Source organism: Nitratireductor soli (assembly GCF_001050155.1).
Classification (GTDB): Bacteria; Pseudomonadota; Alphaproteobacteria; order Rhizobiales; family Rhizobiaceae; genus Nitratireductor; species Nitratireductor soli.
On record NZ_LFVY01000011.1, the window covers coordinates 137,939 to 162,325 of the forward strand.

23 protein-coding genes are annotated in these 24,387 nt (G+C 63.6%); 14 read left to right on the forward strand and 9 right to left on the reverse strand.

Going from position 1 to position 24,387, the window contains the following annotated elements:
* Positions 1 to 10 precede the first annotated feature (10 nt).
* Positions 11 to 457 carry a DNA polymerase III subunit chi gene (locus tag AB843_RS15200; RefSeq protein WP_048647714.1) on the reverse strand — a complete coding sequence of 149 codons (447 nt, stop codon included), beginning with the start codon at positions 455 to 457 and terminating at the stop codon, positions 11 to 13.
* Between the two features lie 4 nt (positions 458 to 461).
* Positions 462 to 1,952: a leucyl aminopeptidase gene (locus AB843_RS15205; protein ID WP_048647715.1), complete on the reverse strand. Its 1,491-nt coding sequence runs from the start codon at positions 1,950 to 1,952 to the stop codon at positions 462 to 464.
* Between the two features lie 329 nt (positions 1,953 to 2,281).
* On the opposite strand from AB843_RS15205, the gene AB843_RS15210 reads away from it, so the two are divergent.
* The 6 genes from AB843_RS15210 to rsmA all read left to right on the forward strand — a co-directional run bounded on the left by AB843_RS15210 (position 2,282) and on the right by rsmA (position 9,869).
* Positions 2,282 to 3,487 (forward strand): LptF/LptG family permease, encoded by a 1,206-nt coding sequence (locus tag AB843_RS15210; RefSeq protein WP_048647716.1) that lies wholly within the window; start codon positions 2,282 to 2,284, stop codon positions 3,485 to 3,487.
* A complete protein-coding gene (gene lptG, locus AB843_RS15215) occupies positions 3,484 to 4,569 on the forward strand; it encodes an LPS export ABC transporter permease LptG (RefSeq protein WP_048647717.1) in 1,086 nt (361 codons plus the stop codon). Before AB843_RS15210 ends, lptG begins: the two co-directional genes overlap by 4 nt.
* Positions 4,570 to 4,619: 50 nt before the next feature.
* Positions 4,620 to 6,935 (forward strand): LPS-assembly protein LptD, encoded by a 2,316-nt coding sequence (locus AB843_RS15220; protein ID WP_048647718.1) that lies wholly within the window; start codon positions 4,620 to 4,622, stop codon positions 6,933 to 6,935.
* A gap of 152 nt (positions 6,936 to 7,087) precedes the next feature.
* Entirely contained in the window at positions 7,088 to 7,993 is a 906-nt protein-coding gene (locus tag AB843_RS15225; RefSeq protein ID WP_048647719.1) for a SurA N-terminal domain-containing protein, read from the forward strand.
* A gap of 29 nt (positions 7,994 to 8,022) precedes the next feature.
* Positions 8,023 to 9,033 (forward strand): 4-hydroxythreonine-4-phosphate dehydrogenase PdxA, encoded by a 1,011-nt coding sequence (gene pdxA, locus AB843_RS15230; protein WP_048647720.1) that lies wholly within the window; start codon positions 8,023 to 8,025, stop codon positions 9,031 to 9,033.
* A complete protein-coding gene (gene rsmA / locus AB843_RS15235) occupies positions 9,030 to 9,869 on the forward strand; it encodes a 16S rRNA (adenine(1518)-N(6)/adenine(1519)-N(6))-dimethyltransferase RsmA (protein WP_048647721.1) in 840 nt (279 codons plus the stop codon). The genes pdxA and rsmA overlap by 4 nt, the downstream gene beginning before the upstream one ends.
* On the opposite strand, the gene gmk is transcribed toward rsmA, so the two are convergent.
* From gmk to fabD, 7 genes are all read right to left on the reverse strand, one after another.
* Complete coding sequence (gmk, locus tag AB843_RS15240) at positions 9,864 to 10,529, reverse strand: guanylate kinase (protein WP_048647722.1); 666 nt, start codon at positions 10,527 to 10,529, stop codon at positions 9,864 to 9,866. The two genes, rsmA and gmk, sit on opposite strands and share 6 nt — an antisense overlap.
* 5 nt (positions 10,530 to 10,534) lie before the next feature.
* On the reverse strand, positions 10,535 to 11,425 hold the full coding sequence (locus tag AB843_RS15245) for a YicC/YloC family endoribonuclease (protein WP_048647723.1): 891 nt from the start codon (positions 11,423 to 11,425) through the stop codon (positions 10,535 to 10,537).
* 362 nt (positions 11,426 to 11,787) lie between these two features.
* Positions 11,788 to 12,954 carry an endolytic transglycosylase MltG gene (gene mltG, locus AB843_RS15250; RefSeq protein ID WP_048647724.1) on the reverse strand — a complete coding sequence of 389 codons (1,167 nt, stop codon included), beginning with the start codon at positions 12,952 to 12,954 and terminating at the stop codon, positions 11,788 to 11,790.
* A gap of 189 nt (positions 12,955 to 13,143) precedes the next feature.
* Positions 13,144 to 14,403 (reverse strand): beta-ketoacyl-ACP synthase II, encoded by a 1,260-nt coding sequence (gene fabF, locus AB843_RS15255; RefSeq protein WP_048647725.1) that lies wholly within the window; start codon positions 14,401 to 14,403, stop codon positions 13,144 to 13,146.
* Between the two features lie 51 nt (positions 14,404 to 14,454).
* On the reverse strand, positions 14,455 to 14,691 hold the full coding sequence (locus AB843_RS15260; protein WP_008594361.1) for an acyl carrier protein: 237 nt from the start codon (positions 14,689 to 14,691) through the stop codon (positions 14,455 to 14,457).
* Positions 14,692 to 14,971: 280 nt separating this feature from the next.
* Positions 14,972 to 15,709 carry a 3-oxoacyl-[acyl-carrier-protein] reductase gene (gene fabG, locus AB843_RS15265; RefSeq protein WP_048647726.1) on the reverse strand — a complete coding sequence of 246 codons (738 nt, stop codon included), beginning with the start codon at positions 15,707 to 15,709 and terminating at the stop codon, positions 14,972 to 14,974.
* Positions 15,710 to 15,784: 75 nt separating this feature from the next.
* Positions 15,785 to 16,726, reverse strand: coding sequence for an ACP S-malonyltransferase (gene fabD, locus AB843_RS15270; protein ID WP_048647727.1), 942 nt, complete (start codon positions 16,724 to 16,726; stop codon positions 15,785 to 15,787).
* Between the two features lie 209 nt (positions 16,727 to 16,935).
* Between fabD and AB843_RS15275 the strand changes: the two genes are divergently transcribed.
* The 8 genes from AB843_RS15275 (at position 16,936) to AB843_RS15310 (ending at position 24,377) form a co-directional block, all read left to right on the forward strand.
* Positions 16,936 to 17,220, forward strand: coding sequence for a hypothetical protein (locus AB843_RS15275; RefSeq protein WP_048647728.1), 285 nt, complete (start codon positions 16,936 to 16,938; stop codon positions 17,218 to 17,220).
* A gap of 205 nt (positions 17,221 to 17,425) precedes the next feature.
* Positions 17,426 to 18,355 (forward strand): ABC transporter ATP-binding protein, encoded by a 930-nt coding sequence (locus tag AB843_RS15280; RefSeq protein ID WP_048647729.1) that lies wholly within the window; start codon positions 17,426 to 17,428, stop codon positions 18,353 to 18,355.
* Positions 18,352 to 19,113 (forward strand): ABC transporter permease, encoded by a 762-nt coding sequence (locus tag AB843_RS15285; protein WP_048647730.1) that lies wholly within the window; start codon positions 18,352 to 18,354, stop codon positions 19,111 to 19,113. The genes AB843_RS15280 and AB843_RS15285 overlap by 4 nt, the downstream gene beginning before the upstream one ends.
* Positions 19,114 to 19,367: 254 nt before the next feature.
* Positions 19,368 to 19,838 (forward strand): 30S ribosomal protein S6, encoded by a 471-nt coding sequence (rpsF, locus tag AB843_RS15290; protein ID WP_048647799.1) that lies wholly within the window; start codon positions 19,368 to 19,370, stop codon positions 19,836 to 19,838.
* The gene (gene rpsR / locus AB843_RS15295; protein ID WP_002963610.1) at positions 19,838 to 20,086 is read left to right on the forward strand and encodes a 30S ribosomal protein S18; all 249 of its coding nucleotides are present in this window, start codon (positions 19,838 to 19,840) and stop codon (positions 20,084 to 20,086) included. The genes rpsF and rpsR overlap by 1 nt, the downstream gene beginning before the upstream one ends.
* A gap of 308 nt (positions 20,087 to 20,394) precedes the next feature.
* Entirely contained in the window at positions 20,395 to 21,015 is a 621-nt protein-coding gene (gene rplI / locus AB843_RS15300) for a 50S ribosomal protein L9 (RefSeq protein WP_048647731.1), read from the forward strand.
* 374 nt (positions 21,016 to 21,389) lie between these two features.
* Complete coding sequence (locus AB843_RS15305) at positions 21,390 to 22,643, forward strand: cyclopropane fatty acid synthase (RefSeq protein WP_048647732.1); 1,254 nt, start codon at positions 21,390 to 21,392, stop codon at positions 22,641 to 22,643.
* Positions 22,644 to 22,886: 243 nt separating this feature from the next.
* Positions 22,887 to 24,377 (forward strand): replicative DNA helicase, encoded by a 1,491-nt coding sequence (locus AB843_RS15310; RefSeq protein WP_048647733.1) that lies wholly within the window; start codon positions 22,887 to 22,889, stop codon positions 24,375 to 24,377.
* The last annotated feature ends 10 nt before the right edge of the window (positions 24,378 to 24,387 follow it).

The window sequence follows — 24,387 nt, forward strand, 5'->3', positions numbered from 1 at the left end:
GCGGCCCGCCTTACGCCTTCTTCTGCCAGCGTCGATCCGGCCCCTGCTGCCAGTAGGTGACGGCGTGGCCCGCCGCCTTCATCGCCTTCCAGTGCCCGCGCGCCGCATCAAGCTGGGCCGCGTCATGCCCGTCGAACAGGAAGACGGCCCGCTCATAGCCCGCCAGGTCGTCCGGCTCGGCATTGTCCACCAGAAAGCGGATCTGCGCGTTGTTGGCGTTCGACGGGGCGTCCGTCAGGAGAACCGGCTGAAGTGCGGCATGCTCGTCGCGGTCCGTGCCGTGGGCGAGGAAGGAATCCTCGCGCCATGTCCAAAGCCAGGTGTCGAGCGCCTCGCAGCGCTCCCGGCTGCCCGTCTGCACGGCCACCTTCCATCTCCTCTCCAGGCTTTTTTCGACGAGCGGCGGCAGCGCCTCCTCAAGCGTCGATTCGGTGAGGTGATAAAAGAGGACGTCCATGTTCCTATTCGTAGTGGTCGGCGACGAGCCGGTCGAGCAGCCGCACGCCAAAACCCGAACCCCAGGAACGGTTGATCTCGCTGGCCGGCGACCCCATCGCCGTGCCGGCGACGTCGAGATGCGCCCAAGGCGTCTCCTTGACGAAGCGTTTCAGGAATTGCGCCGCCGTGATCGACCCGGCCAGGCGGCCGGCGGAGTTCTTCATGTCGGCGTTCTTGGAATCGATCAGCTTGTCGTATTCGGCGCCGAGCGGCATCCGCCAGAGCTTTTCCTCGGTCGACAGGCCGGCGGACGTCAGACGTTCCGCCAACGCGTCGTCATTGGAGAACAGGCCGGCATGGTGATGGCCGAGCGCCACCATGATGGCGCCGGTCAATGTCGCCAGATTGACCATGAATTGCGGCGCGAAACGGTCGTTGCAGTACCAGAGGAGGTCGGCCAGCACGAGGCGGCCCTCGGCGTCGGTGTTGATGACCTCGATCGTCTGGCCCGACATGGACGTGACGATGTCACCAGGACGCTGGGCGTTGCCGTCCGGCATGTTCTCCACCAGGCCGATCATGCCGATCGCGTTGACCTTGGCCTTGCGGGCGGCCAGCGCATGCATGACGCCGACGACGGCGGCCGCGCCGCCCATATCGCCCTTCATGTCTTCCATGCCGCCGGCCGGCTTGATCGAGATGCCGCCCGTGTCGAAGACGACGCCCTTGCCGACAAAGGCGACGGGCTTGTCCTTCGCCTTGCCGCCATTCCATTCGATGATCGCCAGCCGCGGCGGGCGGACAGAGCCTTGCGCGACGCCGAGAAGCGCGCCCATCTTGAGTTTCTTCATTTCCTTTTCGGTCAGGATCTCGACCTTGGCGCCGAGCTTCTCCAATTCCTTCGCCTTGGCGGCGAATTCGACGGGACCGAGCACATTGGCCGGCTCGTTGACCAGGTCGCGGGCCAGAATCACGCCGCCGGCAATCGCCTCGGCTCGGGCGAAGGCCTTCTTGGCCGCCGCCGGATCGGCACATTGCACGGTGACCTTGACCTTGTCGGCGGGCTTGTCCTCGCCATTCTCGCGGCTTGTCGTCTTGTACTTGTCGAAGGAATAGGCGCGCAAAAGCATGCCGAGCGCCAGATTGGCCACGTCCTCTGCCGCGGGTCCGGCTCCATCGAGATCGGCCACCACGGTCACATCACTCGCCGATTTGGCGCCGGCAAGCGCTGCGCCGCCGATCTTCAGCCAGCCGGTTTCCTCGACCGCTCCCGCATTGCCGACGCCGATGACTGCGAGCCGGTCGAACTCGGTTCCGGCCGGCGCCAGGACCTCGATGCTCTTGGCCAGTTTTCCGGAAAACCGCGCCACCTCGAAAGCGCGCGCCAGAACGCCGTCGGGATCGCAGGCCTTCGCATGAGCGCCAAGGCCACCACCCTCGGATGCCAGCAGAATCACGCTGCCTTTCTTCGGCATGGCGAATTTTGCAAAGGCGACGGTCAGTCTGTCGGTCATGATATTTCCCAGATTTCCGTGATTGGTCGGGTGGACGAAGGCGCCGATCTTGGAGGTTTTATGCGAATTGGCAAGGCCCGCAGATTGGCACAGGCCGATTTTTCGACCGTGTACCCGGCAGGCGGAACATGGTTATCACGGGGTAAGCATCCCGTTAACCGCGTTTGTTTTGCCTTTTCTAACCAATCGCACCCACAGTCGCGGGCGGGACAAGAAATGGTGGGCCATATACCGAAACCGGCAGTTGCACATTGTGCCCGCATCAGCGGGCGTCTAGGTTCGCGCGCTCTGCTTCGCGTCCGTCAACAGCGATTGGATAATCGATTTCCATGCGGGTGATCGAACTCTACATCATGCGTCGCACCTTCGCGCTGTTTGCAGCCGCGTTGCTGTGGGTGCTCGCGCTGGTGTGGACGACGCAGGTGCTCAACCGCATCGACCTGGTCACCGACAGCGGCCAGTCGGCCGGTACCTTCTTCATGGTCGCCGCCCTCGTCCTGCCGGCAGTCATCCCGATCGTCATTCCCTTCGCCCTGGGCATCGCCATAGCCCAGACGCTGGCGACGATGAACGCCGATTCCGAACTGGTCGTGATCAGCGCCGCCGGCAGTCCGCGTTCGACGATCATCAGGCCGATCCTGCTCATCGCCATCGGCGCCAGCCTCGCCTCGTTCGCCATCAACAACACGCTGGAGCCCTATTCGCGCCAGGTGTTCCGCTCGGTCCTGGCCAATGCGCGCGCCGACCTGATCACCACGGTGCTGCAGGAGGGATCGTTCCAGAAGGTCGATGACGGGCTTTTCGTGCAGATATCGGAGCGCCTGCCGAACGGGCTGCTCGGCGGCATCTTCGTTGCCGATTCGCGCGAGGAGAACACCAAGCTGATCTACCACGCGCGCACCGGCACGACGGTCGAGCGCGACGGCGGCAGCATTCTCGTCATGCAGGACGGCATGGTGCAGCGGCAGTCGGCGAATGGCGACGTGTCGACGATCCGCTTCGATTCCTACGCCTTCGATCTGTCGCAATTCACCAGCAGCGGCGGCGGCATGCCGACCCTCCACCCGAAGGACCGCTCGCTGGCCTTCCTGCTCAACCCGGACCCCGACGACGCCTTCTACAAGAAATCGCCGCAGATTTTCCGCGCCGAACTGCATATGCGCTTCTCCGAATGGCTCTACCCGCTGGTCTTCGCCCTGATCGGCCTGGCCGTGGCGGGCGATGCCCGCTCCTTCCGCGAGGCGCGGCTGCATCCGATGGTGACGACCATGGTGATCGCGCTTCTGGTGCGCTGGGTCGGCTTCTATTCGGGAACGGAAGCCGAGAAATCCCGCTTCTTCTCGTTCATCCTCTATGCGGCGCCGATTTTGATGATTGGCATATGTGCTGCCTTCATCGCTACCAACAGGGTCATGGAGCTACCGACGCACTGGGTCGAAAAACTGACCGCCCGCACGCAGACGATGAAAGATGCGATGACGCGCCTGCGCATCAGGCTGGCCCGGATGCGCCAGCCTGCCGGAGGGCGCGGATGATCGGATTAACCCTCGGCAGCTATTTCTTCCGCCGCTATGCGTCGATCACCGCATGGAACTTCGTCGGCATCGGCCTGTTGATCTTCATCGTCACTTTCGCCGAAGTGTCGAGCCGCTCGGCGGGGCTGCCGGGCTATTCGCCGCAATGGGCCCTGTCGCTGGCGGCGCTGCAGACGCCGATCATCCTCTTGCAGGCGGTCCCCTTCATCGGCCTGATCGCCGCCATGGCGACGCTGATCAGCCTGAACCGCAAGTACGAGCTCGTGGTGGCGCGCGCGGCGGGCGTTTCGGCCTGGCAGTTCCTGACGCCGATCGCCTTCGGCTCGTTCGTCTTCGGCGTGCTCGCGATCACCCTCCTCAACCCGCTGGCCGCCAACGGTTTTTCGCGCGCGCAGATCATCGAATCCGAAGTGCGCGGCGCCAAATCGAGCACCAATTCGGAAGCCGAACAGTGGATCAAGCAGCGGGCCGGCGACGAGGAAACCGTGATCGGCGCCAGCGCGGTGCTGAACGGCGGCCAGGTGCTGGTGCGGCCGACCTTCTTCCGGATCGACGCGGATGGGCGAATCGTCGAGCGCCTCGATGCCGAGCGCGCCTTCCTGCGCGACGGTTACTGGGAATTGACGGACGTGGCACGACGCCGCGGCACCGCCGCGCCCGAACGTGTCGAGACGCTGCAGGTGCCGACCAATCTGCGCGCGGAATTCGTCGGCGAGCAACTGACGCGGCCGGAAGCCACGTCGATCTACGCGCTGCCCGGAAAGATTGAGGTGGCGCATTCCTTCGGACTTAAAGCGAACGCGTTTGCCACGCATTTTCATTCGCTTGTGACACTTCCGGTGCTGCTCGTGGCGATGACCCTGATCGCCGCCACCGTGTCGATGCGATTTACGCGAATGGGGCAGTCCGCCACGGTGATTCTGGGTGGAATCCTGGCGGGCTTTCTGCTTTATGTGGTTTCGGTTCTGGTCAAGGCGTTCGGCAGCGCGGGAGTTGTCCCTCCCATGGTGGCTGCCTGGACGCCCGTGGTTGTGGCCATGTTCTATGGGGTGACTTTCCTGTTGTATAAGGAGGACGGTTAGTGGGGGTAGCGGCAAACAGAGCCGGCTTGTCCACTCGCCTGGCGCGCTTGATGGGCGCGACGGCGGTGGCGACTTTGTGTGCCTACGCATTGCTTCCTGCGGCCGCCCTGGCGCAGACGGCGGGGCTCGATGTGTCGGATCTGCCGCAAGACGCGCAGATGCTGCTGACGGCCGACAATCTGATCTACGACAACGACAACAACACGATCACCGCCGCCGGCGGCGTGCAGATCGAGTATGCCGGGCACAAGCTGGTCGCCGACAACGTCACCTATGACCGCGCCACATCGCGCGTCATGGCACGCGGCCGCGTGCAGATCGTCGAGAAGGACGGCAACCGCATCTTCGCCGACGAGATCGACATCACCGACAATTTCAGCGACGGCTTCGTCAACGCGCTGCGTGTCGAGACCGTCGACAAGACCTATTTCGCCGCCGAAAGCGCCGAACGCTCCGGCGGCCGGCTGACGACGTTCAACAACGGCGTCTACACGGCCTGCGAACCGTGCCGCGAAAAGCCGGAAAAGCCGCCGATCTGGCGGATCAAGGCGCAGAAGATCATCTGGAACGGCGAGGCCAAGACCGTCCGCTTCGAGCGCGCCCGCTTCGAGTTCTTCGGCATGCCGATCGCCTACCTGCCCTTCTTCGAAACGGCCGATCCGACGGTGAAGCGCAAATCGGGCTTCCTCATGCCAAGCGCCTCCTACAAGAAGGAGCTCGGCTTCGGGGTCAAGGTTCCCTATTATCTCGCCCTGTCGCCGACCTACGACCTGACCGTGTCGGGCACCTACTACACGAAGCAGGGCTTTCTCGGCGAAGCCGAGTGGCGCCAGCGCTTCGACAGCGGCCAGTACAGCGTCAAGATCGCCGGCATCAGCCAGCGGGAGCCGGAAGCCTGGAAGAGCAGCACCGTCAACGGTTCTGAAACCGGCCGTGGCATGATCGGCACCAAGGGCCAGTTCCAGATCAATCCGCGCTGGAGTTTTGGCTGGGACGTCCTGGCCCAGACCGACAAGAATTTCTCCCGGACCTACGGCATCAGCGGCTTTGCCGACACGGTGCAGAAATCCGAACTCTACCTGACCGGCCTCGACGACCGCAATTTCTTCGATCTCCGGGCGATGCATTTCGACATTCAGGAAGACGCGAAGACCGGGCGCGACGAACAGCAACCCTGGGTGCTGCCGAGCTTCGACTATTCCTTCACGCCCGACGAGCCGGTGGCCGGCGGCGAGCTCAATCTCGACGTCAACATGCAGGGGCTTTATCGGGAAGACGAGAGCTTCAGAACCAACAATGGCACGAGGCTCGACGGGGCGGCAGGACGTTTCGGGCGGGCGACGGCCGAAGCCGAGTGGAAGCGCTCCTTCGTCACGACCGGCGGCCTGGTGGTCACGCCACTCCTGCAGGCGCGCGGCGACGCAATCTATACGGACTATGATGCGAATGTCGTGAACGGCATTCCGAACTTCATCTCCAACAATCCGCAAATGACCAGCGACGTTCGCTCTTCCTACTACCGCTATATGGCGACGGCAGGTCTCGAAGCTCGCTGGCCGATCCTGTTTTCAACATCCAGCGCCACGCACGTCCTGGAACCGATGGCGCAGGTCTTTGTCCGCCCCGACGCTGCTTATCAGGACCGGATCGGCATTCCCAACGAGGATGCGCAGTCGCTGGTGTTCGACGCCACAACGCTGTTCGAGCGCGACAAATTCTCCGGCTACGACCGCATCGAAGGCGGCACGCGGGCCAATATCGGCATCCGCTATTCCGGCAGCTTTGCCAATGGCTGGACGACACACGGCCTGTTCGGCCAATCCTATCACCTGGCGGGCGCCAACCCCTATGCACAGCCCGATCTCGTCAATGCCGGCGCCTATTCCGGCCTCGAAACCGACGTTTCGGATTTCGTCGGCCTGGTCGGCATCGCCAGCCCGAACGGATTTGCCGTTTCCGCCGGCGCCCGGTTCGACGAGGAGACCTTCGAGCTGCGTCGCACCGACGTGAAGTCGGCCGCCCGGTTCGGCAACCTGACCACCTCCCTGCAATACGCCTATATCCAGGCCCAGCCGACCTATGGCTTCAAAGATGACCGACAGGAAGTGACCGGCGTTGCCAAGGTTCGCTTCGACGAGAACTGGAGCGGGTTCGGTTCCGGCACCTACGATCTGGAAAGCAAGACGCTGGTCAGCAACAGCTACGGCTTCTCCTACGGCGATGAATGCTTCATCTATTCAATGACCTACACGCGCACCAAGAACCGCGACACGCAGGAAACCAGCCAGTCGTTCGGCTTCAGAATTGCGCTGCGCACGATCGGCGATTTCGGCACCAGCAGCGGCGAGTTGAACGACAGCTTCTGATCAAGGGTTGCGAACGTCATCGTTTTGCCCCATGGACAGCCGATAAAACGGCCTCAAGGACTGTAGATTGATCGCGTTTGCTGTTATTTCAGACGCGATCGGCGGGTGCGAAAGTGAGATTTGTGACGATGTTGAGCAATAGCAGGCGCTGGATGCGCGCGGGTCTGTTTCTGCTGGCCTTAACGGGCCCGGCGCCATTGGCCGGTGAAGCCGGTGCGACGGAAATCCGCTATGTCGTGAACAACGCACCGATCACCAGCTACGACATCGACCGGCGCGTGGCCTTTCTGCGCCTGCAGCGCCAGGGCGGCAATCTGCGCGATAAAGCGTCCGAGCAGATGGTCGACCAGGCGTTGCGCACCCAGGAAATGCAGCGGCTGAACATCAACATTCCCGCCGAGATGGTCGATCAGGCCTATCAGCGCTTCGCCGGCGGCAACAAGCTGACCGCCAGCCAGCTCAACCAGGTTCTGGCGCAGGCCGGCGTCACCGCCGACCACTTCAAGGAATTCATTCGCTCGCAGATCGGCTGGAGCCGTGTCCTGCAGGCGCGCAACAGCTCGCAGACCAAGCTCAGCGAACAGGACGTGGTGGCCAAGATGCTGCAGCAGGGCGGCCAGAAGCCGAGCGCCACCGAATACATGCTGCAGCAGATTATCTTTGTCGTGCCGGCCGGCGAGCGCGGCAAGCTGCTCGGCAAGCGGATGCGCGAGGCGCAGGCGATGCGCGACCGCTTCCGCAGTTGCGAGACGACGCGCAGCTTCGCCAAGGGACTGATCGACGTGACCGTGCGCGATCTGGGGCGCAAGCTCGAGCCCGAACTGCCGGCCGATTGGAAAGAGCTGATCAAGGCGACCTCGACGGGCAGCGCCACCAAGGTGCGCGAGACCGAACGCGGTGCCGAGTTCATCGGCATCTGCAGCACGCGCGAAGTGTCCGACGACCGCGTGGCGCAGATGGTGTTCCAGAACGAAGACACCACCGACGCGGCAACGGAAAAGGCCACTGAGGAATATATGGCCGAGTTGCGCAAGAAGGCCCGCATCACCAAGCGCTGAAGCTCCTCCCCCTCACAGAAGGCTTTGCCGTGCTTCCCCTGGCGCTGAGCATTGGAGACCCATCCGGCATCGGCCCTGAGATCGCCGTGCAGGCATGGCTGCAGCGCAAGGCGCTTTCCCTGCCCCCCTTCTACATTCTGGGCGATCCGGCGCTTCTGGCGGCGCGGGCGCGGCACATGGGGCTCGACGCGCCGCTGGCCGAACTCGACCCGGAGGATGCGAATTCCTATTTCGCCGAGCGGCTGCCCGTCGTCGCGCTGGAAAACAGCCTGACCGACACGCCGGGCCAGCCTTCGGCGGCCAATGCCGCCGGCATCGTCGAGGCGATCGCGCGCGCCGTAGAGGACACGCTGGCCGGGCGGGCCTGTGCCATCGTCACCGCGCCGATCGCCAAGAAGCCGCTCTATGACGCCGGCTTCCAGTTTCCCGGCCATACCGAGTTTCTCGGCCATCTGGCCGAGGAGGCGACCGGCATCGCAGCAAGGCCGGTCATGATGCTGGCCGGGCCGGAACTGCGCACCGTGCCGGTAACGGTCCACCAGGCCTTGTCGGATGTGCCTTCCACGCTGACCGCCGCGCTGATCGAACAGACCGCGCGCATTGTCGCGCGCGACCTGGCAAGCCGTTTCGCCATCGTCGCGCCGCGCATCGCCGTCGCCGGCCTCAATCCGCATGCGGGCGAAGGCGGCGCGATGGGAACCGAGGATGCCGAGATCATCGCCCCGGCCATCGCGGCGTTGCGTGCCCAGGGCATCGACGCCTTCGGTCCGTTGCCGGCCGACACGATGTTTCACGCGCGCGCCCGGCAGGGCTATGACGTCGCGCTGTGCATGTATCACGACCAGGCGCTGATCCCCGTGAAGACGCTGGCCTTCGACGAGACGGTGAACGTCACCCTCGGCCTGCCCTTCATCCGCACATCGCCGGATCACGGCACGGCGTTCGACATCGCCGGCCAGGGCCTTGCGCGACCCGACAGCCTGATCGCGGCGATCCGTCTCGCCCGGCAGCTTGCCGACAACGCGGCACCAACCACGTGAGCGCCGATGGATTGCCGCCCCTGCGCGACGTGATCGCCCGGCACGGCCTGGCAGCGAAGAAATCGCTCGGCCAGAATTTTCTCCTCGACCTCAACCTGACCGCCAAGATCGCCCGCGCTGCGGGCGATCTGGCAGGTGCGACGGTGATCGAAGTGGGCCCCGGCCCCGGCGGGCTGACGCGCGCGCTGCTGATGGCGGGTGCGGCGCGCGTCATCGCCGTCGAGCGCGACGAGCGCTGCCTCGACGCGCTGGCCGCGGTCGCGGCGCACTATCCCGGCCGGCTGGAGGTGATCGGCGGCGACGCGCTGGAAACGGATTTTGCTGCGCTTGTGGCAAGCCGGGCGGCGGGCCAAGCGACGGTGCGCATTGTCGCCAACCTGCCCTACAATATCGGCACGGAACTCCTGGTGCGCTGGCTGACGCCGGCGGCGTGGCCGCCCTACTATGCGTCGATGACGCTGATGTTCCAGCGCGAGGTGGCCGAGCGCATCGTCGCGGCGCCGGGCGATAAGTCCTATGGGCGGCTGGGCGTCCTGGCCGGCTGGCGCAGCGAGGCGCGCATCGCCTTCGACGTGCCGCCGCAGGCCTTCACCCCGCCCCCCAAGGTGACCTCTTCCGTGGTGCATCTGACGCCGCGCGCCGAGCCGCTTGCCGTGGATGTGGCTGTGCTGGCGCGCGTCACGGAAGCCGCCTTCGGCCAGCGGCGCAAGATGCTGCGCCAGAGCCTGAAACCGCTCGGCGGCGAGGCATTGCTGGCGCGTGTCGGCATAGACGGAACACGGCGGGCCGAGACGCTTTCGGTGGCGGAGTTCGTGGCGCTGGCGCGCGCGCTATAACGGTTTTTCGCTGAGCAGGCCGTTGACGAAATCGAACAGGCCCGGCCGCCGATCGCGGCGCAGGCGCTCGGCCTCGACAATGGCGCGCACCGACGAGAAGGCGCGGTCGAGCTTGTCGTTGATCACCACATAGTCGTAGTCGACCCATTGCTCGATCTCGAAATGGGCATTCTTCAGGCGCGCCTGGATGATCTCGGCCGAATCCTCGGCGCGCCGCGTCAGGCGGCCGAGCAGCTCCTTCATCGTCGGCGGCAGGATGAAGATCGACACCACGTCGCCACGCATCTTCTCGCGCAATTGCTCGGCGCCCTGCCAATCGATGTCGAACAGCATGTCGCGGCCTTCCGACAGCGCCTTTTCGACGGGCGCGCGCGGCGTGCCGTAGAAATTGCCGTGCACTTCCGCCCATTCGAGCAGGTCGTCATTGTCACGCAGGATCTCGAATTCGCGCTGCGTCTTGAAATGATAGTGAACGCCCTCGATCTCGCTGCCGCGGCGCGGCCGCGTGGTGACGCTGACCGACAATTCGAAGCCCGGCACCTGGGCCATCAGGGTCCGGGCAATGGTCGACTTGCCGGCGCCCGAAGGCGACGACAGGACCAGCATCAGGCCGCGGCGGGCGATCGTGTCGGACATGGAGAAGGAAGGGTCGGATGCCATGTTCTCTACTCCAGATTCTGCACCTGCTCGCGAAACTGATCGACCACCGTCTTCAGTTCCAGGCCGATGGCGGTGACGGAACCGGCATTGGATTTCGAGCACAGCGTGTTGGCTTCGCGGTTGAACTCCTGGCCGAGGAAATCGAGCTTGCGGCCGATGGCGCCGCCCGCGGCGAGCATCGCGCGCGCCGCGGCGACATGCGTGTTGAGCCGGTCGATCTCCTCGCGGATGTCGGCCTTGGCCGCCAGCATCGCCGCCTCCATGTGCAGGCGGGCCTCATCGAACCCCGTGGTCGCCTCCATCACGCGGGCAATTTGCTCCTGCAGACGGGCGCGGATCGCGTCGGGCGTGCGCGAGGCGTCGCCCTCGGCGCGCTGCGTCAAGGCCTCTATGCGGTCCACCTGGTCGAGCAGCAGGCCGGCCAATGCCATGCCCTCGCCACGCCGGGCTTCCGCCAACCCGTCCAGCGCACGGGCGAACGTAGACAGGATCGCCGCGTCGAGTGCTTCACGCGTCGCATCGTCGGCGACGGGATCGGGATAATCGAGCACGCCGCGCAGCGACAGGAGCCCATCGGCAGTGGCGGGTGCCACGCCGAATTGTTCCTGCAGGCGGCCGGCGAGCTCGGCGACCTCCTTGAGAAAAACCTCATCGACGACCGGACGGCGATAGGCGCCGCCCTGGCTCAGCGTCAGGGACGCCTGCACGTTGCCGCGCGAAAACCGCTTCTGCAAAAGTTGCTTGGCCGGCTGTTCGATGCGCTCGAAGCCCGGCGGCAGCCGGAAGCGCGCTTCCAGGTTGCGTCCGTTGACGGATTTGATCTCCCAGGCAATGGCGCCCGCCTCATGGTCCTGCGCCGCGCGCGCAAAACCCGTCATGCTGTGAAGCTCGCCCATCGCTGTCCCCTGCCTAGTGTCCTGCCCCAGCCAAACCGATAGGTTTGGACTGGGACAAGCAGGCCACTAAATTATTGAATCTAGGGCAACTTTGCTTCAATCGAAATGAATGCGAAGCTTTCATTTCGATTGAAGCGTTGCACTAGCGCGGTTCATCGTTTCACGGAAACGTTGCCCCGCTCTATCTCATTGTTTTTCCGCATTTATGCGGACGTCAGGTGAAACCACCTGACTGCAGAATGCTCTAGAGCGACGGCGTCCATCCGGACGCTACGCAAGGACGCTCTGTCTTATTGTTTCCGCACTTATGCGGACGTCAGATGTCCCCACCTGGCTGCAAAATGCTCTGGAAGCGGTGCCGATCAATTGGCGCCGGTTTCCTCTCCGGCGGCTTCCTCGGCGCGCCGCTTCTTCTCGACTTCGCGCCAGCGCGCCACGTTCTCATTGTGCTCTTTCAGCGTCTTGGCGAAGACGTGTCCGCCCGTGCCGTCGGCGACGAAGTAGAGCTCGTCGGTCTGCGACGGGTTGGCCACAGCCTCGAGAGCCGCGCGCCCCGGATTGGCGATCGGCGTCGGCGGCAGGCCGTCGATCTGATAGGTGTTGTAGGGTGTCTTCTTGTCCAAATCGGAGCGGTAGATCGGGCGGTCCGATGGCTTCCCCTTGCCGCCGAACAGGCCATAGATGATGGTCGGGTCCGACTGCAGCCGCATGCCACGCTGGAGCCGGTTGATGAAGACGGCGGCAACGCGCGGCCGCTCGTCGGCGCGGCCGGTTTCCTTCTCGACGATCGAGGCCAGCGTGACGAACTCGTCCTTGTCCTTGATCGGCAGATCGGCGTCGCGCCGTTCCCAGATGCCATCAACCAGTTTCTGCTGATCCTCGGTCAGCTTGGCGACCACCTGCGTGCGGTCCATGCCGCGCGTGAAGCGCAGCGTGTCGGCGGCCAGGCTGCCCTCGGCCGGCAGTTCGGCCGGCAGTTCGCCGGAAAGCTCGGCCGTGTCGCGAATACGTTCGAACACCTGCTCGACGGTCTGTCCTTCGGGAATGGTCAGCGAGTAGAGCACCGACCTGCCGCTCTTCAGCAATTCCATGATCTCATGCATGGAAGCGCCGGCCTTGACCTCATACTCGCCGGCCTTCAGCTGGCCGTCGGCGCCATAGGCGCGCAGTCCGATGACAAAGACGCGGGCATCGCTGATAAGGCCCTGGCGCTCGAGCAGGCTGGCGATCTCGCGCACGCCGGTGTTCGGCTTGATGAGAACCGTCTCGGCCGAGCGCGCGGGTCCCGGCTGGTGAAACTCGCGATTGCCGAAGTAGAAGGCAATGCCGGCCAGGACGATCAGGAAAACGATCGATGAAAAGACAAAGTTCAAAAACACGATGAACTGGTTGCGCGCCCGCCGTGAGCGGCGCGGCGGCGGCGTTCCGGCCTCGGGCCGCAACGTCTGATTCGCCGGTTTGAAGGCGCGGCCACGCTGTTCGCCGGTCTGGCGGCCAAAATTTTCCTGTTCGCCGGAAGTGCCCGTCATCGTGTCTGGATCGCTCCCTGCACAACCGCGCGGTCTGCGGCGGGTTGCGCTCTAAACATCACATTTCACGCAAGCCGGCGCGGAAGCTTCCGCATCCGCAACGAACTTGCCGTTCATCATCTCGATTCGTCGTCCGGGAGACTGAATTGCGAAAATGGCAAAACTGCAAGCCCGTTTCGGCCGCTCGTGTCACGCAGTATAGCGCCGGAAGACCAAAGATGCGTTGGTGCCGCCAAAACCGAAGGAATTCGACAGCGCAACGTCCACCTGCCGCTGGCGTGGCGTGTTCGGCACCAGGTCGATCGGCGTCTCGACCTGCGGATTGTCCAGATTGATGGTCGCCGGGGCGATATTGTCGCGAATGGCGAGAATGGAGAAAATCGCCTCGGCCGCGCCGGCCGCGCCCAGAAGATGACCGATGGACGATTTGGTCGACGACATGGAAACCTTGCCGGCGTCGTCGCCGAGCAGCCGCTCGACCGCCCGCAATTCGATCGCGTCGGCCATGGTCGAGGTGCCGTGGGCGTTGATGTAGTCGATGTCGGCCGGCGTCAGGCCGGCACGCTTGATCGCCGCCTTCATGCAGCGATAGGCGCCGTCGCCATCCTCGGCGGGCGCCGTGATGTGATAGGCGTCGCCCGTCAGGCCATAGCCGACCACTTCGGCGTAGATCTTCGCGCCACGCGCCTTGGCATGCTCCAGTTCCTCAAGCACGACGACGCCGGCGCCCTCGCCCATGACGAAACCGTCGCGGTCGCGGTCATAGGGGCGGGAGGCCTTTTCAGGCGTGTCGTTGAAGCCGGTGGACAGCGCCTTGCAGGCGGAGAAGCCGGCAATCGACAGGCGCGTGATCGGTGCTTCCGCACCGCCCGCCAGCATCACGTCCGCATCGCCCAGCATGATCAGCCGTGCCGCATCGCCGATGGCATGCGCCCCCGTCGAACAGGCGGTGACCACGGCATGGTTCGGCCCCTTCAGCCCATGGCGGATCGACACCTGACCAGAGACCAGATTGATGATGTTGCCGGGAATGAAGAAGGGGCTGATGCGGCGCGGGCCGCGTTCCTGTAGAATCAGCGCGTTTTCGGCAATGCCTTCAATGCCGCCAATGCCCGAGCCGATCAGCACGCCCGTGGCGTATTTCTCATCTTCGGTTTGCGGCGTCCAGCCGGAATCCTCCAGCGCCTGATCGGCGGCGGCGATGCCATAGGCAATGAATTCGCCGATCTTGCGCTGTTCGCGCGGCTCCAGGAAGGCGTCGACGTTGAAGGCGCCCTCGCCTTCGCCGCGCGGGACCATGTTGGCAATCTTGCACGGCAGGTCATCGACCTCGAAACGGTCGATGCGCGTGGCCGCGCTCTTGCCAGAAAGCAGGCTCTTCCACCCGTGCTCAACCCCGAGGCCGAAAGGTGAAAGAAGGCCCATGCCGGTGACGACGACGCGTCTCATATGCTGATTATCCGCCTTGGCAAATGCCTGGAACGAAAACGCCGGATGGCGTCAGGCGGTCGCCTTGTCGATGTACTTCACCGCGTCGCCGACGGTGAGGATCGTCTCGGCCGCATCGTCGGGAATCTCGACGCCGAACTCTTCCTCGAACGCCATGACCAGCTCGACCGTGTCGAGGCTGTCGGCGCCGAGATCGTCGATGAAGCTTGCCGCCTCGACGACCTTCTCGCCTTCGACGCCCAGATGCTCGACAACGATTTTCTTAACGCGCTCTGCAGTATCGCTCATGTGAGAACCCTCGACTTTCTGAATTTCCGATCTTCGTTAGCCGCAGGAGTGCAGCTAATCAAGCTGAAATGATGACCGGGGCAGCGGCAACGCCGTCACCCAGCCCCCTTCCGTTCCTTCCGGGACATGCTCGATCCCGACCTTATCCCGGTCGGACCATGCCGCCCGGTACGGAACCATGTCGGGCGGGCGCATATCATGATTTCGCAGCACACGCCAAGCGTTAATGCCCTTTCGGGTGTCGACGCCATGTGGATAAGAAGCCGGCCCGCCCTTCCATTCAGATCATCGCCATGCCGCCATTCACATGAATGGTCTGGCCTGTGATGTAGGCCGCCTCGTTCGTTGCCAGATAGGCGACGGCGGAAGCGACTTCGGCGCCGGTGCCCATGCGCTTCATGGGGATGGCGCCCATGATGGCGTCGCGCTGCTTGTCGTTGAGCTTGTCGGTCATGGCCGATTCGATGAAGCCCGGCGCCACGCAGTTGACGGTGATCGACCGGCTGGCGATTTCCTGGGCGAGCGATTTGGAGAAGCCTATCATGCCGGCCTTGGAGGCGCAGTAATTGGCCTGGCCGGGATTGCCGGTCACGCCGACCACGGAGGTGATGTTGATGATGCGGCCGAAGCGGCGGCGCATCATCGGGTGCGTCAGCTCGCGGGTCAGGCGAAAGACCGAGGTCAGATTGACCTCCAGAACCGCGTCCCAATCGGCATCGTTCATGCGCACGAACAGGCCGTCGCGGGTGATGCCGGCATTGTTGACCAGGATGTCGACGCCTTCGAGTTCCGATTCCGCCTTTTCGGCCAATTGCTTGACTTCATTGCGGTCGGACAGGTTCGCTGGAAACAGCTTCACCCGCTCGCCGAGGTCGCCGGCCAGCGCCTCCAGCTTTTCCACGCGCGTGCCGTGCAGGCCGACCGTGGCGCCCTGGGCGTGAAGAATGCGGGCGATGGCCTCGCCGATGCCGCCGGAGGCTCCGGTCACCAGCGCCTTGCGGCCGCTCAGATCAAACATGGTTTTGTCCTTCTCAAAAATACCGGGCGATGTGCCTCATTCGGCGCTCGGGGAAAGTCCCTGCCTTCGCAATCCTCAGCCAAGCGCCTTCATCATCGTGTCGATGTCGGCGGGCGTACCGACCGATATGGCGCCAAGATCACGGTTGATGCGCCGGGCCAGGCCGGAAAGGACCTTGCCCGAGCCGATCTCGTATAGGGTCTCCACGCCGTTATCGCCGAACCAGATGATGGTCTCGCGCCAGCGCACGCGGCCCGTTACCTGTTCCACCAGTCGCGCGGCGATCTCGTCGGGATCGGACAGCGGGGTGACCGTGACGTTGGCGACGACGGGCACGGCGGGCACGCGCTTGGCCACATCGGCCAGGGCGTCGCCCATGGCATCGGCAGCAGGCTGCATCAGCGCCGAATGAAAGGGGGCCGAGACCGGCAGCATGATGGCGCGCTTGGCCCCCATCTCGGAGGCCAGCTTGGCCGCCGCCTCGACCGCCTCCCTGGCGCCGGAGATGACGAGCTGCCCGCCGCCATTGTCATTGGCGATCTGGCAGACCGAGCCCTTGCCCGCCTTGGCGCAAACGGCCTCGACGTCCTCCGCCTCCAGGCCGATGATCGCCGCCATGGCGCCCTGGCCGACGGGAACCGCCGCCTGCATGGCGTTGCCGCGAATGCGCAGGAGCCGCGCCGCATCGGCGAGCGAGAACGTGCCGGCGGCGCACAGGGCCGAATATTCGCCGAGCGAATGGCCGGCGACATAGGCGACTTTGTCGGTCAGCGACAGGCCCCCCTTCTCCAGCACGCGCATGACGGCGATGGAGACGGCCATCAGCGCCGGCTGGGCGTTGGCCGTCAGCGTCAGATCGTCCTCGGGTCCTTCCCAGATGATCCGCGACAGCTTTTGTCCGAGCGCATCGTCCACTTCCTCGAACACGGCGCGCGCTTCTGGAAACGCCTCGGCCAGATCGCGGCCCATGCCGACGGCCTGGCTGCCCTGGCCTGGAAAGGTGAAAGCGATGCTCATCGCCAAGTCTCCCGGATTCATTGAACTACCGGGCGCATCTGGTGACGCAACATACCCGGCCCGTCAAGCCTTTTGGCCCAATGCGCGCCTCCCGGCCCGGCCCGTACGCTCGGACATGAAAAATCCACAATCGGGGTGAGTGGTTCGCCTGTTCCACGCCGTTTCCGGCGGGGGTTTCCAGGAAGCATTTCTCGATCAGGATTTTCAAAATGGTTCATCAGGAGCTGACGGCGGCCGGCACTTCGGGTCAGAAACGGCGCAGACGCCGCGCAACACCGGCGCAGATGCTGGGCATCATCGCGGTGACGTTGTTCATCTCGACGGAAGTGGCGGTGGCATCCGCAGCCGCCGTGTGGGGGATTTCCGGGCTGCTCGGCCTGAAACGCTCGGGCGAGATCGGCCTTTCGGTGGCCTTCGGCGTGCCGACCCTGTTCGTCACCGTCCGCACGGCGCAACTCGCCACCGCAGCGGAGACCGATCCGGAGAACAACTGAGCGTCTTCGACAAACACCCTTCGTTGTGTCGGCACCCCTCGTATGTCAGGAAATGTCAGCGGCCATGTCGGTTTGCTGGCAAGCAGGGCGTCTTTTGCTTATATGAGCGCGGCTCATTCCAGTTCCGCTGGTTTCACAAGCAAAATTCCTTCGCGTTACAGAGCCCAGCTCATGCGGGCGCTCCCGACATCACGGACCCACTTCCATGACGAACGCTCTTTCCATCAAGAATCTATCGAAAACCTACGATACGGGCCTGACGGCGCTGGACGCGGTCGATCTCGACATTCGCCGGGGTGAAATCCTGGCGCTGCTCGGCCCGAACGGGGCCGGCAAGACGACGTTGATCTCCATCGTCTGCGGCCTGGTCAAGCCCTCAACCGGCACAGTGACGGTCGAGGGCAACGACATCGTGCAGAATTTCCGCCAGGCACGTCAGCTCATCGGCCTGGTTCCGCAGGAACTGCATACCGAAACCTTCGAGACGGTGTGGGCGACGGTCAGCTACAGCCGCGGGCTGTTCGGCAAGAAGCCGGCGCCGGCGCTGGTCGAGCAGATCCTGCGCGATCTGTCCCTCTATGACAAGAAGGACAGCCAGATCATGGCGCTCTCGGGCGGCATGAAGCGCCGTGTCATGATCGCCAAGGCCCTGGCGCACGAGCCGCGCATCCTGTTTCTCGACGAGCCGACGGCGGGTGTCGACGTGGAGCTGCGCAAGGATATGTGGCGGTTGGTCAAGCGGCTGCGCGACACCGGCGTGACGATCATCCTGACCACCCACTACATCGAGGAGGCGGAGGAGATCGCCGATCGGGTCGGCGTCATCAACAAGGGGCGGCTCCTGCTTGTCGAGGACAAGGCCGAGCTGATGCGCAAGCTCGGCCAGAAACAGCTGACGCTGGAACTGCAGCAACCGCTGGAAGCGCTTCCCGGCGATTTGTCCGGCTACGCGCTCGAGCTTGCCGATGGCGGCGAGCGCATCACCTATCACTACGACACCCAGGCCAAGCGGACGGGCATTGCCTCGCTGCTTTCGGCGCTCGCCGGCGCCGGCATCACCGTCAAGGATCTCGACACCGAACAACGCTCGCTCGAAGACATCTTCGTCAGCCTTGTCGTGGAGGAAAACCAGTGAACTTCGAGGCTGTAAAATCCATCTACCTGTTCGAGATGGCGCGCATGAAGCGCACCCTGCTGCAAAGCGTCATCTCGCCGGTCCTGTCCACCTCGCTCTATTTCATCGTCTTCGGCGCGGCCATCGGTTCACGCATCGAGACGGTCGAGGGCATCGAATACGGCGCGTTCATCGTGCCCGGCCTGATGATGCTGACGCTGTTGCAGAACTCGATCTCAAACGCCTCCTTCGGCATCTATTTTCCAAAATTCGTCGGCACCATCTACGAGGTGCTCTCGGCGCCGATCTCGTTCCTGGAAATCGTTCTCGGCTATGTCGGGGCGGCGGCGACGAAATCGCTGATTCTCGGCCTGATCATCCTGGCGACGGCGCATCTGTTCGTGCCGATCGAGATTCGCCATCCCGTCTGGATGCTGTTCTTCCTCGTGATGACGGCGGTGACGTTCAGCCTGTTCGGCTTCATCATCGGCATCTGGGCCGACAATTTCGAGAAGCTGCAGCTCATCCCGCTTTTGATCATCACGCCGCTGGTGTTCCTCGGCGGGGCGTTCTACTCGATCGACATGCTGCCGGAGTTCTGGCAGAAGGTGACGCTCGCCAACCCCGTCCTCTATCTCATCAGCGGCTTCCGCTGGAGTTTCTATGAGACCGCCGATGTCAGCATCGAGATCAGCATCGCCATGATCCTGGCGTTTCTGGCGCTCTGCCTGACGATCGTCTGGTGGATCTTCAAGACGGGATACCGGCTGAAGACTTGAAGGCATGGCGGGCTCGCTTGCATCCGTCGCAAAACCCTGTATAAGCGCGCGGTCTGCCGGTCCCAGCTGGGGGCTGAACGGAGGGCCGCGCGCCACATGGGCGCGTGTTGCGAGGACAAGTTCCTCCGCCTCCCGTGTCTCCGCTCTCGACCGTCACCAACTTGCGCCTTTCTTCCCGAATATCCGGACAGGGAGGTCGCAGAGGCTTTTGCCGTTGGGGTCCGGTGCGACATGAACTGAAGAAAGGCAAGACAATGGCACTTTACGAACATGTGTTCCTTGCCCGGCAGGATCTCTCGCCGCAGCAGGTCGACGCCCTTGTGGAACAGTACAAGGGTGTGATCGAAGCGGGCGGCGGTTCCGTCGGCAGGGTCGAGAACTGGGGACAGAAGTCCCTCGCCTACCGGATCAACAAGAACCGCAAGGCTTATTTCATGCTGATGGACATCGATTCCCCGGCGGACGCCGTCAAGGAAGTCGAGCGCCAGATGGGGCTGTCGGAAGACATTCTGCGCTTCATGACCGTGCGCGTCGATGCGCATGAGGAAGGCCCGTCGGCGATGATGCAGCGCCGCGACGACCGTGGCGATCGCGGTGATCGTGGCCCGCGTCGCGACCGCGACGACCGCGGCCCGCGCCGTGATTCGGACGATCGTGGCCCGCGCCGCGACCGTGACGACCGCGGCCCGCGCCGTGACCGCGACAGCAATGAGGGTGGCGAATAATGGTCGACATCAACCAGATCCCGACGCGGCGCCCGTTTCACCGCCGCCGCAAAACCTGCCCGTTCTCCGGCGCCAACGCTCCGAAGATCGACTACAAGGACGTCAAGCTCCTGCAGCGCTATATTTCCGAGCGTGGCAAGATCGTGCCGTCGCGCATAACGGCCGTCAGCCAGAAGAAGCAGCGCGAACTGGCCAAGGCCATCAAGCGCGCCCGCTTCCTGGGCCTCTTGCCCTACGTCGTGAAGTAAGGTTCGGCGCGGGCGGTTTTCCGCCCGCCCCCTCCCCGCGGCGGGCGCGGACGAGGTTCTTCAAATCCCGAGTTGGGACCAGATGGTCCCTAACTGCCTGGTGGTGCGATCCCAACAGATGGCACCCATCTGTTGGGATCGCACCACCAGATCAATAGCTTGTGGGCTGACTTATCGAAACGGATGGATACCATCCGTTTCGGTCAGACCACGAGCGGCAGGACAGCGAACCAGGCCGCCGGTGCGGCATCCGTTTCTGACCTGCCTTCAATCTTTCCGGCATCTGCCGATGACAAAGGACAGAAACGATGGACGTCATTCTTCTCGAACGCATTGCACGACTGGGCCAGATGGGCGAGGTCGTGAAGGTCAAGGACGGGTTCGCCCGCAACTTCCTTCTGCCGAAGGGCAAGGCGCTGCGCGCCAACGAAGCCAACCGCAAGAAATTCGAATCCCAGCGCGTCGAGCTGGAAGCACGCAACCTCGAGCAGAAGTCCGAGGCGCAGGGCGTTGCCGAGAAGCTTGACGGCAAGACCTTCATCGTCGTCCGTTCGGCCGCCGAGACCGGCCAGCTTTACGGTTCCGTGTCGGCGCGCGACATCGTCGAGGCGCTGGGCGCGGACGGCTTCAAGATCGGCCGCAACCAGGTCGAGCTCAACCAGCCGATCAAGACCATCGGTCTGATCAACGTGGCAATCGCCCTGCATGCCGACGTCGAGGTCACCGTGACCATGAACGTGGCGCGTTCGGCCGACGAAGCCGAGCGCCAGGCGCGCGGCGAAACGCTCGATTCGGCCGAGGCGATCTATGGCGACGACATCAACGACAGCGCCCGCCCGGACGCCTTCTTCGATCCGAATGCCGAAGGCGATGAACTTGACGAGCGCGCCGAGGCGGACGCCGAAGAGCCGACGGACGAAGAAGCCTGAGATAGACGGATTTCCGGACCGGGCGTCTTCGTAGCGCCCGGCTGAACCCCTATCCAATTGGTTTTCTTAATGAATCCCAAGAAAATCGAAAAGACTTGAGGGCCGGATGGAAACGTCCGGCCCTTTCACTTGCCGGGCGTCGGCGGCTGGCCGTCGTGCGCGGGTGCAAACAGTTCAAAAAATTACATGGTCCTGTTGCTTTAATTGATGCCAGTTTGCAAATCCCCGTCTTCGGGGAAAAAACAGAACCGGCATGTCATGAAATGGCAAGAAGTGTGACCTGGTCAAAGCACCGGCTAATTCTGGCCTCTTTTCAAATGCCCTGATTTTGCTCCATAATTGCAACCTCCCGCGACTTTCTTGGGGGTGCTGCGATGAACTGGTTGCTAGAGAGATTCGTTTCCCGCCTTTTTCGCAAAGGCTCGCTGTCCATCACCGATCCTGCCGGTGCAACGCGCCGTTTCGGCGACGGGACCGGTGAGCATGTTCACATCGTGATCCATAGCAAGAGAGCCGAACGCGCCATCGCGCTCGATCCGATGCTGGCCGTGCCGGAACGCTATATGGAGGGCGAGGTCGATATCATCGAAGGCGATGTCCTCTCGCTCCTGCAGATGACCTACGACAATATGGACGAGCTCGGCACGCAAGCCTTTTTCGTCAGGCTCGGCGAGGTCCTGCGCTATCCGTTCCGCCGCCTGCAGCAATTCAACACGGCCGCCCGTTCGAAGCGCAACGTTCATCGCCACTACGATCTTTCGGAGGAACTCTACCGGCTCTTTCTCGACGAGGACATGCAGTACTCCTGCGCCTATTTCGAGACGCCGGGGATGTCTCTCGAAGAGGCCCAACGCGCCAAGAAGCGCCACATCGCCGCCAAGCTGGCGCTGAAGCCCGGGCAGAAGGTGCTGGATATCGGCTCCGGCTGGGGCGGGCTGGGGCTCGACCTGGCCAGCCAGCTCGGGGCGCAGGTTCTCGGCGTCACGCTGTCGCAAGAGCAACACCGGGTCGCCACCGACCGGGCGCGGCAGGCCGGCCTTACCGACAAGGCGCGCTTCGAGATCGCCGATTACCGCTCGCTGAGCGGCCCGTTCGACCGCATCGTCTCGGTGGGCATGTTCGAGCATGTGGGCATCAATCACTACCGCACTTTCTTCAATCAGAGCGCCAGGCTTCTGGCCGATGACGGCGTGATGCTGCTGCACACGATCGGCCGCTCGACCGGTCCGTCGGTGACCAACGCCTTCATCCGCAAACACATCTTCCCCGGCGGCTACATCCCGTCGCTGTCGGAGATGATGCCGGCGATCGAAAAATCCGGCCTGATCGTCACCGATGTGGAAATCCTCCGGCTGCACTATGCCGACACGCTGAAGCACTGGCAGGAGCGGTTCCAGAAGAACCGCGCCAAGGCGGTGGAAATCTACGACGAGCGCTTCGCCCGGATGTGGGAATTCTATCTCGCCGGCTCGGAAGCCTCCTTCCGCTGGCAGGAAATGGTCGTGTTCCAGGTTCAGCTGACCAAGAAGCGCCAGACCCTGCCGATGACGCGCGACTATATCGGCGAGACCGAAAAGCGGCTTGCCGGCCCGAAGCGGCCCGGCAAGTTCACGCAGGCGGCGGAATAGGAATATAATCGGCATGATGAGGTGATTCGCTGTCAAGCGAATCATCTCCCCCGCTCTGGTTTTCCAGACGCTGTGACATTCCTGCGGTGGATAGCAGTGGATAGCGTGTGTTTCGCTGCGTGTTCTTTCCCGCTGCCGCTCCGTAGCGTCTAGGACAGATGAGGGGGTGCCGGGACAGTCATGTCTTTAGTTGGTCCGGGCGCAGATCACCGCAACGCACCGGAACGACGGATAAGAATCCAGATGGCAGAAGCAGCCCGAAAGCTCGAAGTCGCCGAAACGCGGCTTTATCGCGAAGCGCCCAACAACATCGAAGCCGAGCAGGCCCTGCTCGGCGCGATCCTGGTCAACAACGATGCGCTCTACCGGGTTTCGGACTTCCTCAAGCCGGTTCATTTCTACGAGCCGCTGCACCGCAAGATCTTCGAGGTGGCGGGCGAGCTGATCCGCATGGGCAAGACGGCCAACCCCGTCACCATCAAGACCTTCCTGCCGGCCGACGAGAAGGTCGGCGAACTCACCGTCGCGCAATATCTGGCGCGGCTGGCGGCGGAAGCCGTGACCATCATCAACGCGTCCGATTACGGCCGCGCCATCTACGATCTGGCCATCCGCCGAGCGCTGATCACGGTCGGCGAGGACATGGTCAACATCGCCTATGACGCGCCCGTCGACATGGCGCCGCAATCGCAGATCGAGGACGCCGAACGGCGTCTGTTCGAGCTGGCTGAAACCGGCCGCTACGATGGCGGGTTCGAGAGTTTCGGCGACGCCACCAAGATCGCCGTCGACATGGCCAACGCCGCCTTCATGCGCGATGGGCACCTGTCGGGCGTCTCGACCGGCCTGCGCGACCTCGACAAGCGGATGGGCGGGCTGCAGCCTTCGGATCTGATCATCCTGGCCGGACGTCCGGGCATGGGCAAGACGTCGCTGGCCACCAACATCGCGTTCAACATCGCCGGCGCCTACGAGCCGGTGCAGCAGGCCGATGGCTCGTTCGCCGCCGGCAATGGCGGCGTGGTCGGCTTCTTCTCGCTGGAAATGTCGTCCGAGCAGCTGGCCACGCGTATCATTTCCGAGCAGACGGAAATTCCCTCCTCGAAGATCAGGCGCGGCGAGATCACCGAGACGGATTTCGAAAAACTCGTCGCCTGCGCCCAGATGGTGCAGAAGGTTCCGCTGTTCATCGACCAGACGGGCGGTATCTCGATTGCCCAGCTTGCAGCGCGCGCGCGCCGCCTCAAGCGCCAGCGCGGCCTCGACGTCATCGTCATCGACTATGTGCAGCTGATGCAGGGTTCCTCGGCCAAGTCGCAGCAGAACCGCGTGCAGGAAATCACCGAGATCACCACCGGCCTGAAGGCGCTGGCGAAAGAGCTGTCGACGCCGATCATCGCCCTGTCCCAGCTTTCGCGCCAGGTGGAGAGCCGCGAGGACAAGCGCCCGCAGCTCTCGGACCTGCGCGAATCGGGCTCCATCGAGCAGGACGCCGACGTGGTGCTTTTCGTCTACCGCGAAGAGTACTATCTGAAGAACAAGGAGCCGAAGCCCGGCACCGAGGAATACATCAAATGGGAAGCCGAGATGAACGAGATGCGCGGCAAGGCCGAGGTGATCATCGCCAAGCAGCGCCACGGCCCGACGGGCACGGTCGGCCTTGCGTTCCATGGCGAGTTCACGCGGTTCTCCGATCTTGCCGAGGAAGACCGGCTGCCGGAACGTTTCGAGTAGCGCCGTGAGC

Excerpts from the sequence above, each read along its gene's own strand:
- AB843_RS15200 (WP_048647714.1), bottom strand. The coding sequence starts at position 457 with ATGGACGTCCTCTTTTATCACCTCACCGAATCGACGCTTGAGGAGGCG.
- AB843_RS15205 (WP_048647715.1), bottom strand. The coding sequence starts at position 1,952 with ATGACCGACAGACTGACCGTCGCCTTTGCAAAATTCGCCATGCCGAAG.
- AB843_RS15210 (WP_048647716.1), top strand. The coding sequence starts at position 2,282 with ATGCGGGTGATCGAACTCTACATCATGCGTCGCACCTTCGCGCTGTTT.
- lptG (WP_048647717.1), top strand. The coding sequence starts at position 3,484 with ATGATCGGATTAACCCTCGGCAGCTATTTCTTCCGCCGCTATGCGTCG.
- AB843_RS15220 (WP_048647718.1), top strand. The coding sequence starts at position 4,620 with ATGGGCGCGACGGCGGTGGCGACTTTGTGTGCCTACGCATTGCTTCCT.
- AB843_RS15225 (WP_048647719.1), top strand. The coding sequence starts at position 7,088 with ATGCGCGCGGGTCTGTTTCTGCTGGCCTTAACGGGCCCGGCGCCATTG.
- gmk (WP_048647722.1), bottom strand. The coding sequence starts at position 10,529 with ATGGCATCCGACCCTTCCTTCTCCATGTCCGACACGATCGCCCGCCGC.
- AB843_RS15245 (WP_048647723.1), bottom strand. The coding sequence starts at position 11,425 with ATGGGCGAGCTTCACAGCATGACGGGTTTTGCGCGCGCGGCGCAGGAC.
- mltG (WP_048647724.1), bottom strand. The coding sequence starts at position 12,954 with ATGACGGGCACTTCCGGCGAACAGGAAAATTTTGGCCGCCAGACCGGC.
- fabF (WP_048647725.1), bottom strand. The coding sequence starts at position 14,403 with ATGAGACGCGTCGTCGTCACCGGCATGGGCCTTCTTTCACCTTTCGGC.
- AB843_RS15260 (WP_008594361.1), bottom strand. The coding sequence starts at position 14,691 with ATGAGCGATACTGCAGAGCGCGTTAAGAAAATCGTTGTCGAGCATCTG.
- fabG (WP_048647726.1), bottom strand. The coding sequence starts at position 15,709 with ATGTTTGATCTGAGCGGCCGCAAGGCGCTGGTGACCGGAGCCTCCGGC.
- fabD (WP_048647727.1), bottom strand. The coding sequence starts at position 16,726 with ATGAGCATCGCTTTCACCTTTCCAGGCCAGGGCAGCCAGGCCGTCGGC.
- AB843_RS15275 (WP_048647728.1), top strand. The coding sequence starts at position 16,936 with ATGGTTCATCAGGAGCTGACGGCGGCCGGCACTTCGGGTCAGAAACGG.
- AB843_RS15280 (WP_048647729.1), top strand. The coding sequence starts at position 17,426 with ATGACGAACGCTCTTTCCATCAAGAATCTATCGAAAACCTACGATACG.
- rpsF (WP_048647799.1), top strand. The coding sequence starts at position 19,368 with ATGGCACTTTACGAACATGTGTTCCTTGCCCGGCAGGATCTCTCGCCG.
- rpsR (WP_002963610.1), top strand. The coding sequence starts at position 19,838 with ATGGTCGACATCAACCAGATCCCGACGCGGCGCCCGTTTCACCGCCGC.
- rplI (WP_048647731.1), top strand. The coding sequence starts at position 20,395 with ATGGACGTCATTCTTCTCGAACGCATTGCACGACTGGGCCAGATGGGC.
- AB843_RS15305 (WP_048647732.1), top strand. The coding sequence starts at position 21,390 with ATGAACTGGTTGCTAGAGAGATTCGTTTCCCGCCTTTTTCGCAAAGGC.
- AB843_RS15310 (WP_048647733.1), top strand. The coding sequence starts at position 22,887 with ATGGCAGAAGCAGCCCGAAAGCTCGAAGTCGCCGAAACGCGGCTTTAT.